The 12705-nt window shown below is 67.5% G+C and carries 14 protein-coding genes; 7 read left to right on the top strand and 7 right to left on the bottom strand.

The genetic code is table 11. The features are described from left to right. Positions 1-228: hypothetical protein (locus ROJ8625_RS21390; protein WP_234984286.1), on the top strand; the 228-nt coding region annotated here is incomplete at its 5' end. Positions 229-398: 170 nt separating this feature from the next. Here the strand turns inward: ROJ8625_RS21390 and msrQ are convergent. Together msrQ and msrP are read right to left on the bottom strand one after the other, a co-directional pair. Next, positions 399-1001: a protein-methionine-sulfoxide reductase heme-binding subunit MsrQ gene (msrQ, locus tag ROJ8625_RS15540; RefSeq protein ID WP_085792802.1), complete on the bottom strand. Its 603-nt coding sequence runs from the start codon at positions 999-1001 to the stop codon at positions 399-401. Next, positions 1001-1915: a protein-methionine-sulfoxide reductase catalytic subunit MsrP gene (gene msrP / locus ROJ8625_RS15535; RefSeq protein ID WP_085792801.1), complete on the bottom strand. Its 915-nt coding sequence runs from the start codon at positions 1913-1915 to the stop codon at positions 1001-1003. Before msrP ends, msrQ begins: the two co-directional genes overlap by 1 nt. 303 nt (positions 1916-2218) lie before the next feature. Here msrP and ROJ8625_RS15530 point away from each other — a divergent pair, with 303 nt between their 5' ends. From ROJ8625_RS15530 to ROJ8625_RS15520, 3 genes are all read left to right on the top strand, one after another. After that, positions 2219-2707 (top strand): fasciclin domain-containing protein, encoded by a 489-nt coding sequence (locus ROJ8625_RS15530; protein WP_085792800.1) that lies wholly within the window; start codon positions 2219-2221, stop codon positions 2705-2707. A 124-nt stretch (positions 2708-2831) separates the two neighbouring features. Further along, positions 2832-3320 (top strand): fasciclin domain-containing protein, encoded by a 489-nt coding sequence (locus tag ROJ8625_RS15525; RefSeq protein ID WP_085792799.1) that lies wholly within the window; start codon positions 2832-2834, stop codon positions 3318-3320. 38 nt (positions 3321-3358) lie between these two features. Beyond that, entirely contained in the window at positions 3359-3868 is a 510-nt protein-coding gene (locus ROJ8625_RS15520; RefSeq protein WP_159456781.1) for a fasciclin domain-containing protein, read from the top strand. Positions 3869-3958: 90 nt separating this feature from the next. On the opposite strand, the gene clpB is transcribed toward ROJ8625_RS15520, so the two are convergent. Together clpB and ROJ8625_RS15510 are read right to left on the bottom strand one after the other, a co-directional pair. Next, the gene (clpB, locus tag ROJ8625_RS15515; protein ID WP_085792797.1) at positions 3959-6580 is read right to left on the bottom strand and encodes an ATP-dependent chaperone ClpB; all 2622 of its coding nucleotides are present in this window, start codon (positions 6578-6580) and stop codon (positions 3959-3961) included. Between the two features lie 176 nt (positions 6581-6756). After that, positions 6757-8427, bottom strand: coding sequence for a putative sodium/potassium/calcium exchanger (locus ROJ8625_RS15510; protein ID WP_085792796.1), 1671 nt, complete (start codon positions 8425-8427; stop codon positions 6757-6759). 130 nt (positions 8428-8557) lie between these two features. Between ROJ8625_RS15510 and ROJ8625_RS15505 the strand changes: the two genes are divergently transcribed. Beyond that, positions 8558-9172: an orotidine 5'-phosphate decarboxylase / HUMPS family protein gene (locus ROJ8625_RS15505; protein WP_085792795.1), complete on the top strand. Its 615-nt coding sequence runs from the start codon at positions 8558-8560 to the stop codon at positions 9170-9172. 86 nt (positions 9173-9258) lie between these two features. Next, positions 9259-9579, top strand: a complete 321-nt coding sequence (locus ROJ8625_RS15500) for a hypothetical protein (protein ID WP_085792794.1) — start codon at positions 9259-9261, stop codon at positions 9577-9579. Between the two features lie 10 nt (positions 9580-9589). On the opposite strand, the gene ROJ8625_RS15495 is transcribed toward ROJ8625_RS15500, so the two are convergent. After that, the gene (locus ROJ8625_RS15495; RefSeq protein WP_085792793.1) at positions 9590-10093 is read right to left on the bottom strand and encodes an NUDIX domain-containing protein; all 504 of its coding nucleotides are present in this window, start codon (positions 10091-10093) and stop codon (positions 9590-9592) included. A gap of 53 nt (positions 10094-10146) precedes the next feature. Here ROJ8625_RS15495 and ROJ8625_RS15490 point away from each other — a divergent pair, with 53 nt between their 5' ends. Then, positions 10147-11400: a DNA polymerase IV gene (locus ROJ8625_RS15490; RefSeq protein WP_085792792.1), complete on the top strand. Its 1254-nt coding sequence runs from the start codon at positions 10147-10149 to the stop codon at positions 11398-11400. Positions 11401-11413: 13 nt separating this feature from the next. On the opposite strand, the gene ROJ8625_RS15485 is transcribed toward ROJ8625_RS15490, so the two are convergent. Beyond that, complete coding sequence (locus ROJ8625_RS15485) at positions 11414-12145, bottom strand: SDR family NAD(P)-dependent oxidoreductase (protein WP_085792791.1); 732 nt, start codon at positions 12143-12145, stop codon at positions 11414-11416. Continuing rightward, positions 12142-12705: a DUF3833 family protein gene (locus tag ROJ8625_RS15480; protein ID WP_085792790.1), complete on the bottom strand. Its 564-nt coding sequence runs from the start codon at positions 12703-12705 to the stop codon at positions 12142-12144. The genes ROJ8625_RS15485 and ROJ8625_RS15480 overlap by 4 nt, the downstream gene beginning before the upstream one ends.

Raw genomic sequence — 12705 nt, 5'->3', positions numbered from 1 at the left:
GTCTGCGATCCAAACGCCAGCAGCATCGCCGCCTCAGCCCGTCCGCCCCGTCTGGCGCCCCAACCGCGCCTCAGCGCCGCCGGTGAGGGGCTATTTACGGATCACCCCCAAACCCTGCAAGCGGAAATTTCAGCGTCGGCGCGATTTTTTTCGTTTCAGCCCGAAATCGAGCAAATTCATGGGTTTGAGGGCTATATATTGCGTCTGACCCGACGTCGAACGCAATGATGTATCCGGCCCTGCAGCAGCCCTGCGCCAACGCCTCGAGCTGCCCACAGACTTGTCCACAGAGATCGGGACCAAGCCTTCGGTCCGGTCGGGAATCTGCCGAATCCGGACCGGAAAATCGCGACTCGCGGCCCCGCATCAGCCGCGACGAGTCGCGCCACGAGGGCCAGTCAGGCCGTGACGGCCCCCCGGCGCCGTGGCAGCCGGATCAGAAGTAGCGCCACGACGGCCGCGAGATACAGCAGCGGCTCGAACTGGAAGCCCTTGGCCAGCATCACGTAGTGCAGCGCCCCGAGGAACACCGCGGGGTAGGTCAGCCGGTGCAGCTTGCGCCACCCCGCGCCGAGCCGACGCACCGCGCGGTCGTTCGATGTCACCACCAACGGCAAGAGAAGGATGAAGCCCGCCATGCCGACCGTGATGTAGGGACGCTTCACGATGTCGGCCCAGATCTGTGCCGGGATCTGCACGTCGAGGACGAGCCAGACCAGGAGGTGAAGAAAGACATAGGAGAAGGCGAGAATGCCGAGCGCCCGTCGAAACCGGATCAGGTTCACGCCGAGGTGCCGCCGCAACGGCGACACGACGAGGCCGGCGATCAGGATCTGAAGCGCCGCCTCGCCCAGCCGGTGCTCCAGCACCTCGATCGGCTCGACGCCGAGCCCCCCGGTCAGGCCGAGCCACAGCCACCACAGCGGCGGCAGCGCGCCGAGCAGGTAGAGCGGCCAGACCGGCAGGCGCCGCGCGGCGGCATTGATCCGGTCGGCCAGCATCAGAAGTTCTCCGCCAGGTCCATGCCCGCGTAGAGATCGGCCACCTCGTCCTCGTACCCGTTGAACATGAGGGTCGGCTTGCGCGGACTGAACAGGCCGCCACCGATCTCGCGCTCCGTGGCCTGGCTCCAGCGCGGGTGGTCGACGTTCGGGTTCACGTTCGAGTAGAAACCGTATTCCCGCGGATTGGCCTTGTTCCACGACGTCGGCGGTTCGCTGTCGGTCAGGGTGATCCGCACGATCGACTTGATCGACTTGAAGCCGTACTTCCACGGCACAACCAGCCGCAGCGGCGCACCGTTCTGGTTTGGGATGTCGCGGCCGTAGATGCCTGTGGCCATGATCGTCAGGGGATGCACCGCCTCGTCGAGCCGCAGCCCCTCGACATAGGGCCATTCCAGAACCGGGCGGGACACGCCCGGCATCTCGTCGGGGCGCAGCACCGTCTCGAAGGCGACGTGAGTTGCGCCATCCTGCACGCCGGCCATGTCGAGCAGATCGGCGAGTTCGAACCCGGTCCAGGGCACGACCATCGACCACGCCTCGACACAGCGGAACCGGTAGATGCGCTCCTCGAGATCCATGCCGGCCATGATATCCTCGAACGCGTACTCTCCGGGGCGGTCGACCAGGCCGTCGATCCGAACGCTCCAGGGCGCGGTCGTCAGCTGTCCGGCGTGGCGCGCGGGGTCGCGCTTGTCCGTGCCGAACTCGTAGTAGTTGTTGTAGGAGGTGATGTCCTCCCAGCTGTTGGGCTCGAGAGCGGCGGCATCATTCTGCGCGCGCGCGGGCGCGCCCGCGAGGCCGAGCCCGGCGCCGGCGGCGATGCCGCCGATCAGGCTGCGGCGGCTGAGGTAGACGTTCTCCGGTGTCACGTCGTTCCGCGTCAGGTCGGGTGTCCAGCGTCGGGCCATCTCGCATCTCCTATGTTCCCGTCGGGGAAGGTAGCCGCGCCGCCGCGGCGACCCAAGCACGGCGCTGTCACGTTCCGGTTGGCGGGCTGCAACAAAGCGGCCGACCAGTCAGGCGATCACACCGACCCGGGGCGGGGTCACGAAGATGTTCTTGCCCTCGCAAATCGGCGCGGCTTAGCGCGCGGCAGCGCAACGTAAAGGCGAACGCGCATGGATTTGATGATGAACTGCCGCCGCCCGAGAGTCGTAGCCCCGGCAGATGTCGCAATCGGCATCGCACATGCGAAACCGGAGGAGTTCCAAATGTTCCGCAGAACCACGCTCGCCCTGACCGCCGCCACAGCCCTGACCGCGATGACCGGCTTTGCCAGCGCGCAGGACGGCGAGATGAACATCGTCGAGACCGCGCAGGACGCGGGCAACTTCTCGACCCTGTTGGCCGCAGCCGAATCCGCAGGTCTCGTCGAGACACTGACCGGCGAAGGCCCCTACACCGTCTTTGCGCCGACCGACGAGGCGTTCGAAGCCCTGCCGGACGGCACGGTCGACGAGCTTCTGATGGAGGAGAACCAGGATCAGCTGACCTCGATCCTGACCTATCACGTCGTGCCGGGCGCCGTCATGTCGGCCGACCTGTCCGATGGCATGGAAGCCGAAACGGTCGAGGGATCCTCGGTCACCGTGTCGATCGACGGCGACACCGTGATGGTTGGCGATGCGACCGTAACGCAGGCCGACATCGAGGCCTCGAACGGCGTGATCCACGTTATCGACACCGTGCTGATGCCCTGATCTGCACGATGACAGAGGTGATGCGCTGCCGGCCCGGCGGCGCATCGCCCACTCCGGCGCGGGGCTACCTTCGCCGGCACGACGCTCTAGTTTTCTGAATGACACGCATTCTGGAGGGCGTCGCATGGACCGCCGCACATTCCTGTCCGCTTCCGCCGCAGCCGCGTTCGGTGCCACGCCGGCGCTCAGCTGGACCTACGGGCTCGACCTCAACGCCCGGCTCGGCGCCAATGCGCAGTTCCTGACATTGTGCGACGCTTTGATCGCCGCTGACCTCGGTGGGCTGCTGTCGCAATCGGGCCCCTACACCGTCTTCGCTCCGAACCTCGCGGCGTTCGACCACGTCGGTCAGCGCGAGCTGGCCCGCTTGATGACACCGGCGCTCCGCCCGACGCTGCGGCGGATCCTGTCCTACCATATCGTCCCCGGCGAGTTCGGCGCGTTCGAACTGATCGGCCGGCGCCGCAGTCTGCCGACGCTCGCCGGACCGATGCTTCCCGTGGACGGCACGGGCGGCAGCCTGCGCGTCGGCACCGCCTTCGTAGGCGAAGCCGGCCTCAGCGCGACGAACGGCGTGATCCACCAGATCAACCGCGTGCTGCGCCCCGCATGAGGCGCCCCGCCCTTCTGACATTCAAGGAGACCATCGCCATGAATCGAAGAACGCTTATCGTCGGATCGCTGTCCGCCGCCCTTCTGCCGCTGCTGCCGGCGCGGCTCTGGGCCCAGATGGAGGATCCGACCTCCGAAACCGTGGCTGGCGTCGTGTCGTCCGATCGCGACCTCGACATGCTGGCGTCGCTCCTAGTGGCGGCCGATATCGTCGATACGCTGCAGGAGCCGGGGCCGTTCACCGTGTTCGCACCGGTCAACTCGGCCTTCGAAGAACTCGGGGAGGCCACGCTGAACGACCTCGTGGCCGAAGAGAATGCCGAGCGCCTGCGCCGGCTGTTGTCCCATCACGTCGTGCCGCAGCGGCTCGATCCAGACAGCCTGAACCCGGGCACGACGTTCGAGACGCTGGCCGGCACCAGCCTTCGGATCGAGGAGGGCGAAACGCTTCTCATCGGATCGGCCAAGATGCTTCAGCCGGGGCTGGAGGTACCAAACGGCTACGTCCACAAGATCGCGTCCGTTCTGCAGCCGCCGGAGCCGGCCTGACAGCACCGGCCACGGTACAATCGACCGCGGACGAAAAGGGGCGACCGGAATAGGTCGCCCCTTTCGTGTCGATCAGGCCATGAGCCGCGATCAGTGAACCACGGCGTCGTCGGGCCGCGGACGGCTCGAGGCTGCCACACGATCGCCGATCACCAGCCCGTCGGATCCGGCATGCACCGGGATCGTCGCGCCATCCGCCACGTCGCCGGACAGGATCATCTCGGCCAACGGATCCTGCAGCGCGCGCTGGATCACCCGCTTGAGCGGGCGCGCTCCGAAGACCGGGTCGTAGCCCTCGTCGGCGAGCCAGGACTTCGCGCCCTCGTCGAGTTCCAGCGAGATCTTCCGCTGGGCCAGACGCTTGAGAAGGCGCGCCACCTGGATATCGACGATGCCGGCCATGTCCTCGCGCTTGAGGCGGTCGAAGATGATCGTCTCATCGAGCCGGTTGAGGAACTCCGGCCGGAAATGGGCCTGCACCGCGTCCATCACGTCGCGCTTGGCCGCGCCGCTGTCCGCACCATCGGGAAGCTGGCTGAGCGCCTGGCTGCCGAGGTTGGAGGTGAGCACGATCAGCGTCTGCTTGAAATCGACCGTGCGGCCCTGTCCGTCGGTCAGCACCCCGTCGTCGAGCACCTGCAGGAGCACGTTGAACACGTCCGGATGGGCTTTCTCGACCTCGTCGAACAGCACGACCTGGTAGGGCCGGCGCCGCACCGCCTCGGTCAGGACGCCGCCTTCGTCATAGCCGACATAGCCCGGGGGCGCACCGATCAGGCGCGCGACCGCGTGCTTCTCCATGAACTCCGACATGTCGATGCGCACCATCGCCTGGTCGTCGTCGAAGAGAAATTCCGCCACGGCCTTCGTCAGCTCGGTCTTGCCCACGCCGGTGGGCCCGAGAAACAGGAACGACCCCAGCGGGCGGTTCTCGTCGTTCAGACCCGCACGCGCCCGGCGCACGGCGTTGGCCACCGCCTTCACGGCCTGGTCCTGCCCGATGACGCGCTTGTGCAGCCCGTCCTCCATGCGCAGGAGCTTCTCGCGCTCGCCCTCGAGCATCTTGGACGTCGGGATCCCGGTCCAGCGCTCGACGACCTGGGCGATCTGCTCGGGGCGCACGGCCTCCTCGACCATCATCTCGCCTTCGGCCTCGGCCTGCTCGGCCTCGCCCAGCTGCTTCTCGAGTCCCGGGATGATGCCGTAGCTCAGCTCGCCCGCCTTCGCGAGGTCGCCGTTGCGCTTGGCGATCTCCAGGTCCGCGCGTGCCTTGTCCAGCTGCTCCTTGAGTTCGCGCGCGGACGCGAGCTTGTCGCGCTCGGCCTGCCATTTCGCGGTCATCTCGGACGCCCGCTCCTGCAGTTCCGCCAGTTCGCGCTCGAGCTTCTCGAGCCGGTCCTTCGACGCGGCATCGTCCTCCTTGCGCAGCGCCTCCTGCTCGATCTGCATCTGCAGGATCTGCCGGTCCAGCGCGTCCAGTTCCTCGGGCTTGGAGTCCACCTCCATCCGCAGGCGGCTGGCGGCCTCGTCGACGAGGTCGATCGCCTTGTCCGGCAGGAAGCGGTCGGTGATGTAGCGGTTGGACAGATGCGCGGCGGCGACCAGCGCACTGTCCGAAATCCGCACGCCATGGTGCAATTCGTACTTTTCCTTGATGCCGCGCAGGATGGACACGGTGTCCTCCTCCGTCGGCTCCTGCACCATCACCGGCTGGAATCGCCGTGCGAGCGCCGCGTCCTTCTCGACGTGCTTGCGGTACTCGTCCAGCGTCGTCGCTCCGACGCAGTGCAGTTCGCCGCGCGCCAGCGCCGGCTTGAGCAGGTTCGAGGCATCCATCGCGCCGTCGGCCTTGCCCGCCCCCACGAGCGTGTGCATCTCGTCGATGAACAGGATGATCTCGCCCGCAGCGGCCTCGATCTCCTTCAGGATGGCCTTGAGCCGCTCTTCGAACTCGCCGCGATACTTCGCGCCCGCGATCAGCGCCCCCATGTCGAGCGCCAGCAGGCGTTTGTTTCGCAGGGATTCCGGCACGTCGCCGTTGACGATGCGCAGCGCGAGGCCCTCGGCGATCGCCGTCTTGCCGACGCCGGGTTCACCGATCAGCACGGGGTTGTTCTTGGTCCGGCGGCTCAGCACCTGCATGGCGCGGCGGATCTCGTCGTCACGGCCGATGATCGGGTCGATCTTGCCCTGCTCCGCACGCTCGGTCAGGTCCATCGCATACTTCTTCAGGGCGTCGTAGCCTTCCTCGGCGTTGGCGCTATCGGCCGTGCGGCCCTTTCGGATGTCATTGATCGCCGCGTTGAGCCCCTGCGCCGACACGGCACCGGCCTCCAGGGCTTCCTTCGCCGGGCTCTTCACCACGGCGAGCGCGGTCAGCATGCGCTCGACCGGCACGAAGCTGTCGCCCGCCTTCTGCGCGATCTTCTCGGCTTCGTCGAGCACGCGGCCGGTGGAGCTGTCGAGATAGACCTGTCCCGCGTCACCGGAAACTTTGGGGATCTTCGCGATTTTCAGATCGAGCGCCTGGCGCACACGCTCCGGCGCACCGCCAGCCCGCGTGATGAGGTTGGAGGCCAAGCCCTCCGTATCGTCGAGCAGCGCCTTGAGGATGTGCTCTGGCGCGAGCTTCTGATGGTTCTCGCGCATCGCGATCGTCTGCGCCGCCTGAATGAACCCGCGCGCGCGTTCCGTGAACTTTTCCAAGTTCATGGCTGTCTCTCCTTCTCAAAAGCGCCCCTGTCTCGGGGTGCCCGCTTCGCGGCGCACCCTCGCCGGGGCCTCACTCAAGAGATGGGGAACGCGCGGGGCGATGCAAGATTGTCACAGCATGAAAAAGGGCGCCCCGCGCGGGGGGCGCCCTTCCGAAGCGGTCGTGTCCGCTCGGGTTACTGGTTCGCAATCGCCTCGCTCGCCTCGCGAAGACGCTCGAACGCGGCGGCCGCGGCCTGTGCGGCTTCGTCGGCGCGCGTTTCCGCGGCAGAGGCGGCTTCGGCTGCCGAGCGCGCAGCTTCCATTGCCTGAGTCGCCGCTTCGCTCAGCGCCTGCATGTCCTCGGCGGACATTGCGCCGGACTGCTCGCCGGAACCCGAGCTGCTGTCGGACGCGCTCTCGCTGGACTGGCTCTCGCCGTCGCCGGACGACCCGCTCTCGGACGATGCGCTCTGGCTCTCGGACGAACCGCTCTGGTCGGAGGACCCGCCGCTCGCCTGCGCATCACCGCTCTGCTGGCTGTCACCGCTCTGCTGGCTGTCACCGCTCTGCTGGCTGTCACCGCTCTGCTGGCTGTCACCGCTCTGCTGGCTGTCGCCGCTGCTGCTTTGGTCTGACGATCCGCTCTGTGCGGCTGCACCCGCACCGGCCGCAGCACCCGAAGCTGCTGCAGTGTCGCTCGACGACCCGCTTTCGCTGGCCGCATCGCCACCTTCGCTGCCGCTCGACTGCGACCCGCTGCCCGAAGAAGCTGCGGCATCACCGCTCTCTTCGGAGGCTCCGCTTTCCGCCGAAGCGTCGCTGCCGTTCTCCGACGAACCACTTTCACCCGAAGCCGAGTCGCCACTCTGATCGGACGATCCGCTTTCGCCGGATGCGCTGTCGCCCTCGCTGGACGACCCGGCCGATGCCGCGGCATCACCGCTCTGCTCGGCCGATCCGCTTTCGGATGCGGCTTCGCCGGACTGGTCGGACGAGCCGCCGGACGCTTCGGCGTCGCCACCCTGTTCGGACGCAGCGGCGTCGGTACCACTCTCCGGAGATGCGTCGTCGGACGAACCACTCTGGCTCTCGCTGGAGCTTCCGCTTTCGGCCGTCGGCGTCGCGGTGGATCCGGACTCACCCGAGGTGCCCTGGCCGCTGCCGGAGCTGCCCGACGCCTGCGCCATCTGCATTTCGCCTTCGCCGCTCTGGCTTTCGCCGTCGCTGGACGATGCCGCCTGCTCGGTTTCGGTGGCAGATGCATCGCCCTCGGCCGACGCCTGCTCGGTTTCGGCTGCGGAGCCTTCCTCGGAGCCCGATGCATCGGCACTCTGCGCCCCGGCCGCCGCATCGCCGGATTCCGATCCGGCGTCGGCCGACGCGGTGTCCTCACCGCTCGACGAGTCCGCGCTTTCGCTGGATGCGGTTTCGCTCTCGCCGCCCGACGTCGCAGTTGCGGACCCTTCGGACGCCGACGCCGTGTCGGTGCCTTCGCCCTCGGTCGCAGCCGCGTCCTCGCCCTCACTGGCGGTCTCGGTGCCCGAGCCTTCGGAAGCCTGGGCCTCGGCGTCGGCCGTTTCCGAAGCCTCGGCTTCGGTCCCGGTCTCTTCGCCGGAGGCATTGGCCGATGCGGTATCCCCGCCTTCCATGCCTTCGGAGGAGCTTTCCGTCGACTCCGCGGTCTGGGTCTCGGCTTCGCCGCCGTTCGTCAGGTTCAACGTGATGGCGATGGCAAGGGCGACGACGACTGCGGCACCGAGCGTGATCGGTGCCACGCTCGACGGTTTGGCCGCCGGTTTTCCCTTGGGTTCGCCCGACGGCGGACCGCCCTTCGTGGTGCCCGTGGTGCTCTCTTCGTCGGCCATTGCAATCTCCGCCCTGTTGGAAATATCTACGATCAACGATGCGGGAACGGACTCCGTTCCCGCGATCGAGCATTCCACCTAACGCGGGTCTACGACCCGCCAAGGCCCAACAGGACATGGGAGAGAGCCGATCGCACGTCCGCAGCTCATCGTCGCGCTCGATGTCCGCGAAGCCCTCACCGGTTTGACCATTTCCGAACGACTCGGCGACAGCATCGGGTTCTACCGCATCGGCCTCGGCATGCTGACGGGCGGTGCGCTCGCCTTGGCCAACGAACTCAAGCAGCAGCACGGTAAGAGCATTCTTCTGGACCTGCGCCTCGGCGGTATCGCCGAAGAGGTCGCGGATGCCGTCCACGGGCTCGCGCAGTTCGAGATCGATTACCTGACCGTCGACAACGACGTGGAGGTTCTGCGCGCCGGAACGTCAGCCGTGTCTGGCACGGCGACGCGCATCCTTGCGGCGCACCGCGATCATTCCAACGCCGCGCGCGTGGCGACGATGGCGGATGACGCGTTTGCCGCCGGTGCGCACGGGATCATCGTGCCCGCGATTTCCGTCGCGACGGTCCGGCAGCGTCCGGCCGCAAACGGAAAGCTGGTCATCGCGAACGGCCTCGACGCCGGCGAGCATGCCGCGGAGGCCCTGCGCGGCGGCGCCGATCACGTGGTCGTCGGCCGCTCGATCACCGAGGCCGCGGACCCCGTTCGGGCTGCAAGCGATCTTCTCGCGACGCTGCCCTGACCGGCGGATCCGCGCCGACGCCGGGAACGCGGCGCGCCCCGACACGTTTGTGCTTCGTAAACAAGGAGCGAGTGTCGAGGTGCAGCATGCAACAGGCCATCCAAATCCACGCCGACAATGACGTCGGCGCCGTCCGTTACAATCCGGCAGAGAGCGCGTTCGAGGCGCTTGTAACCGTGCCCACAGACCGCGGGCCGGTTCGCGTCGCTTCTAGTTACGAAGCGCCGGTCTCCACATCGGAGTGGGCCGCGATCGCCGGACTGCGCCGCGAGGCCATCCGCTCGCTCGACCAGCCGGGCACCATCCGGTCCTACGTCGCGCCCGAAGAGGACGAAACTGCGCCCGCCGGCGTGGTCGCCCCGATCCAGCGCTTTTTCGGTCAGCTGTTCGGGAACCGCGCCGCCTGAGGCGACGTTATCATCTTGTTCCCTGAGGGTCTTTCCCTGTCCCGAAGACCCTTACCGCCGGGACCGGCCCGTCTGCCGGTCCCGGCATCTTTTTTCCCCCGATCGTCTCCAGATACTCCGACATAATATGGCGGAAGTGTGGCACGGCGTCTGTGCGTCGTGCGAAGTCGTGTGGATCGAGCCGCATCCACTCCGTGCCTTCCGAGCCGAGCCGGATCGCATTCTGCGCGTCCGCCGGCAGCCGCGCGGCAAAGAACCAGCTCACACCGGCATCCGATCGGCGCGTGCCGACGACATGCAGATCGGACCGCGTGAGCCTCAGCCCGATCTCTTCTTCGGTCTCGCGCAAGACGCACTCCTCCGGGTCCTCAAACCCCTCTCGCCCGCCTCCGGGAAAATCGAGGCGCCCGGGCCACGGGATATCGGGGCGCTCGTCGCGTCGGATCACGACGACGCTGTCGCCGACAAACAGCAGGAGCTTCGCGCCGACGAACGGTTCTGCGGGCTCCGCCATGGTGCTGCGCGCCTCCTGCGCCTATCTTGCGGCCACCACCGAAAGGTCCCGCGATGCCTGCCCTCTGCCGCGACTGCCTCACCGAGTTCGATGCCGGGCGCCGTTGCCCCGCATGCCGGTCTCCGCGCGTCGTGGCCCATGACGAACTGCGGTCGCTGTCGATCGCGCACATGGACTGTGACGCGTTCTACGCCTCCGTGGAGAAACGCGACAACCCGGAGCTTGCCGACAAGCCGGTGATCATCGGCGGCGGCCGGCGCGGCGTCGTGTCCACGGCCTGCTACGTCGCCCGCATTCGCGGCGTGCGGTCGGCGATGCCGATGTTCAAGGCGCTCGACCTCTGCCCTGACGCGGTGATCATCAAGCCGCGGATGCAGCTCTATGCCGACATCAGCCGCCAGATTCGCGCGATGATGGAAGACATGACCCCGGCGGTGGAGCCGCTGTCGCTCGACGAGGCATTCCTCGATCTGACGGGAACGGAGCGGCTGCACGGCGCACCGCCAGCGATCATGCTGGCGCGCCTCGTGCGGCGGATGCGGACCGAACTCGGCATCACCGGGTCGGTCGGTCTGTCGCACAACAAGTTCCTCGCCAAGATCGCCTCGGACCTCGACAAGCCGCACGGGTTCTCCGTGATCGGCGCGGCCGAGACCCGCGAGTTCCTGCGCGACAAGCCGGTCCGCCTGATCTGGGGCGTCGGCGCCGCGGCGCAGGACAGTCTGGAGCGCGCGGGGATCCGCACCTTCGACGACCTCATGCGCTGGGACGAGCGCGAATTGACCGCGCGCTTCGGATCCATGGGCACGCGGCTGTGGCACCTCGCGCGCGGCGAGGATCACCGCCGCGTCTCCGCGAACGCTCCGATGAAGTCGATCTCGAACGAGACGACATTTCACGAGGACACGGCCGACCGCGACCTCCTCGACGGGCATCTCTGGCGCATGGCCGAAAAGGTGGCCGACCGCGCCAAGGCCAAGGGCCTCGCCGGGCGCGTCGTGGTGCTGAAGCTCAAGCGGGCGGACTTCACCCTGATCTCGCGGCGCCATGCCCTGCGCGAACCCACGCAGATCGCCGACAGGCTCTACCGGGAGGCACGCCATCTGTTCGACGCCGTCCCGCGCGGGCAGGCCTATCGGCTTTTGGGCGTCGGCCTGTCCGACATCTGCAGCGCCGAAGCGGCGGACCGGATGCCCGACCTCCTCGATCCGCAGGCGATCCTGCGCCACGAGGCAGAGCGTGCGACGGACCGGATCCGCGACCGGTTCGGTCCCGACGCGATCGTCAAGGGGCGGGCCCTGCGCTGACCACTTGCGGCGCTTAGCCGAACAGCCGGTAGTACAGGCTTTCGGGCAAAAACTGCCCTCCCCGCAGAACCCACGAGAACGGTCGCGGAAACGCCCGCTGGAACTTGGACGAGGCCATGTGATCGAACACGATCCCGGCCGCCTTCTCCGGCTCCATGATCTGCGGCATCTTGAAATCGTTCTTGTCGGTCAGTCGGGTGCGGATGAACCCCGGCGACACCAACTGCACCTGGACGCCGGTCTGGCGCAGATCGCAGTGCATGCATTCGGCCATTGCCATGACCCCGGCCTTCGACGCGGTGTAGGCTACAGATCCCGGCAGCCCGCGATACCCGGTGAGAGATCCGGTCAGCACGATGTGCCCCCGGTCGCGCGCCACGAAGCGGGGCACGATCTCGCCCATGCAGCGCATCGCACCGGTGAAGTTGACGTCGGCCATCATGTTCGCCTTTTCGGCGTCCCACGCGTCCGCGCCGAATGGCCAGTAGACCCCGGCGAGGAACACCACGCCGTCGATCTCGCCCGCGGCCTCCGTGGCGGCACGCACGGACTCGGCGTCGCTAACGTCCACGGTGACGACCTCGGCAGCGCCGGGCAGGTCTTCGGCCAGTTCCTTGAGCTTGTCCTCGGATCGCGCCGACAGCACCAGCTCGATCCCGGCGGCGCTCATCTTGCGGGCCAGCGCAGCTCCAAGCCCGTCGCTCGCTCCGATGAGCCAATATCGTTTTCCGGACCAGTCGGTCACACGGCCTCCTTTCGGCGCATGGTCGCGACGAGTTCCGCGACCTTTATGCCGAACTTCCGAAACTGCGATCGGTTCACGATGACACCGTTCGGGGCAAGGTACATCCAGTCGATCGCGTCGAGGACGTGGCCGCCGGCATCCTCGTCCAGCCGGATCCGGTAGCGCAGCGACACCGTCGGGCCGGCCTGCCACCCGCGGCCCGTTCCGATGACATCGGCGGCCTCGGCGTCGATCCGGCCGTCCGCGTGCAGCCGCAAGTGCCATGCGCGGGTCTGCACCTCGCCGCTGTCGTAGGTGAAACGCTCCTCCATCACGCCGGTATCGCCGTCCCAGCGCACGTCGAAATCGCCGACGAACCGCGAGGCGACCCGACCGAGCGGCCCGTAAATCACGCCTTCGCACAGGATGGGTCCCTCGAGATGCCGGCGCAGATCGAAGGACGGTTCGGCGTCGGCGTAGTCCGCCGGCGTCTGCGCGGCGAAGGACGCCATCCGATCGCGCAGCAGGACGAAGGCCAGAATGAGGAGGACACCCGAAACAACCCCGATCAACACCGCCAT

This window comes from Roseivivax jejudonensis, assembly GCF_900172265.1.
Lineage (GTDB): Bacteria > Pseudomonadota > Alphaproteobacteria > Rhodobacterales > Rhodobacteraceae > Roseivivax > Roseivivax jejudonensis.
The sequence above is the reverse complement of the archived record's forward strand: the minus strand, read 5'-3'. Positions and strand labels throughout refer to the sequence as shown.

Coding starts and splice junctions, on each gene's coding strand:
- msrQ (WP_085792802.1), bottom strand. CDS start 1,001: ATGCTGGCCGACCGGATCAATGCCGCCGCGCGGCGCCTGCCGGTCTGG.
- msrP (WP_085792801.1), bottom strand. CDS start 1,915: ATGGCCCGACGCTGGACACCCGACCTGACGCGGAACGACGTGACACCG.
- ROJ8625_RS15530 (WP_085792800.1), top strand. CDS start 2,219: ATGTTCCGCAGAACCACGCTCGCCCTGACCGCCGCCACAGCCCTGACC.
- ROJ8625_RS15525 (WP_085792799.1), top strand. CDS start 2,832: ATGGACCGCCGCACATTCCTGTCCGCTTCCGCCGCAGCCGCGTTCGGT.
- ROJ8625_RS15520 (WP_159456781.1), top strand. CDS start 3,359: ATGAATCGAAGAACGCTTATCGTCGGATCGCTGTCCGCCGCCCTTCTG.
- clpB (WP_085792797.1), bottom strand. CDS start 6,580: ATGAACTTGGAAAAGTTCACGGAACGCGCGCGCGGGTTCATTCAGGCG.
- ROJ8625_RS15510 (WP_085792796.1), bottom strand. CDS start 8,427: ATGGCCGACGAAGAGAGCACCACGGGCACCACGAAGGGCGGTCCGCCG.
- ROJ8625_RS15500 (WP_085792794.1), top strand. CDS start 9,259: ATGCAACAGGCCATCCAAATCCACGCCGACAATGACGTCGGCGCCGTC.
- ROJ8625_RS15495 (WP_085792793.1), bottom strand. CDS start 10,093: ATGGCGGAGCCCGCAGAACCGTTCGTCGGCGCGAAGCTCCTGCTGTTT.
- ROJ8625_RS15490 (WP_085792792.1), top strand. CDS start 10,147: ATGCCTGCCCTCTGCCGCGACTGCCTCACCGAGTTCGATGCCGGGCGC.
- ROJ8625_RS15480 (WP_085792790.1), bottom strand. CDS start 12,705: ATGGCGGTGTTGATCGGGGTTGTTTCGGGTGTCCTCCTCATTCTGGCC.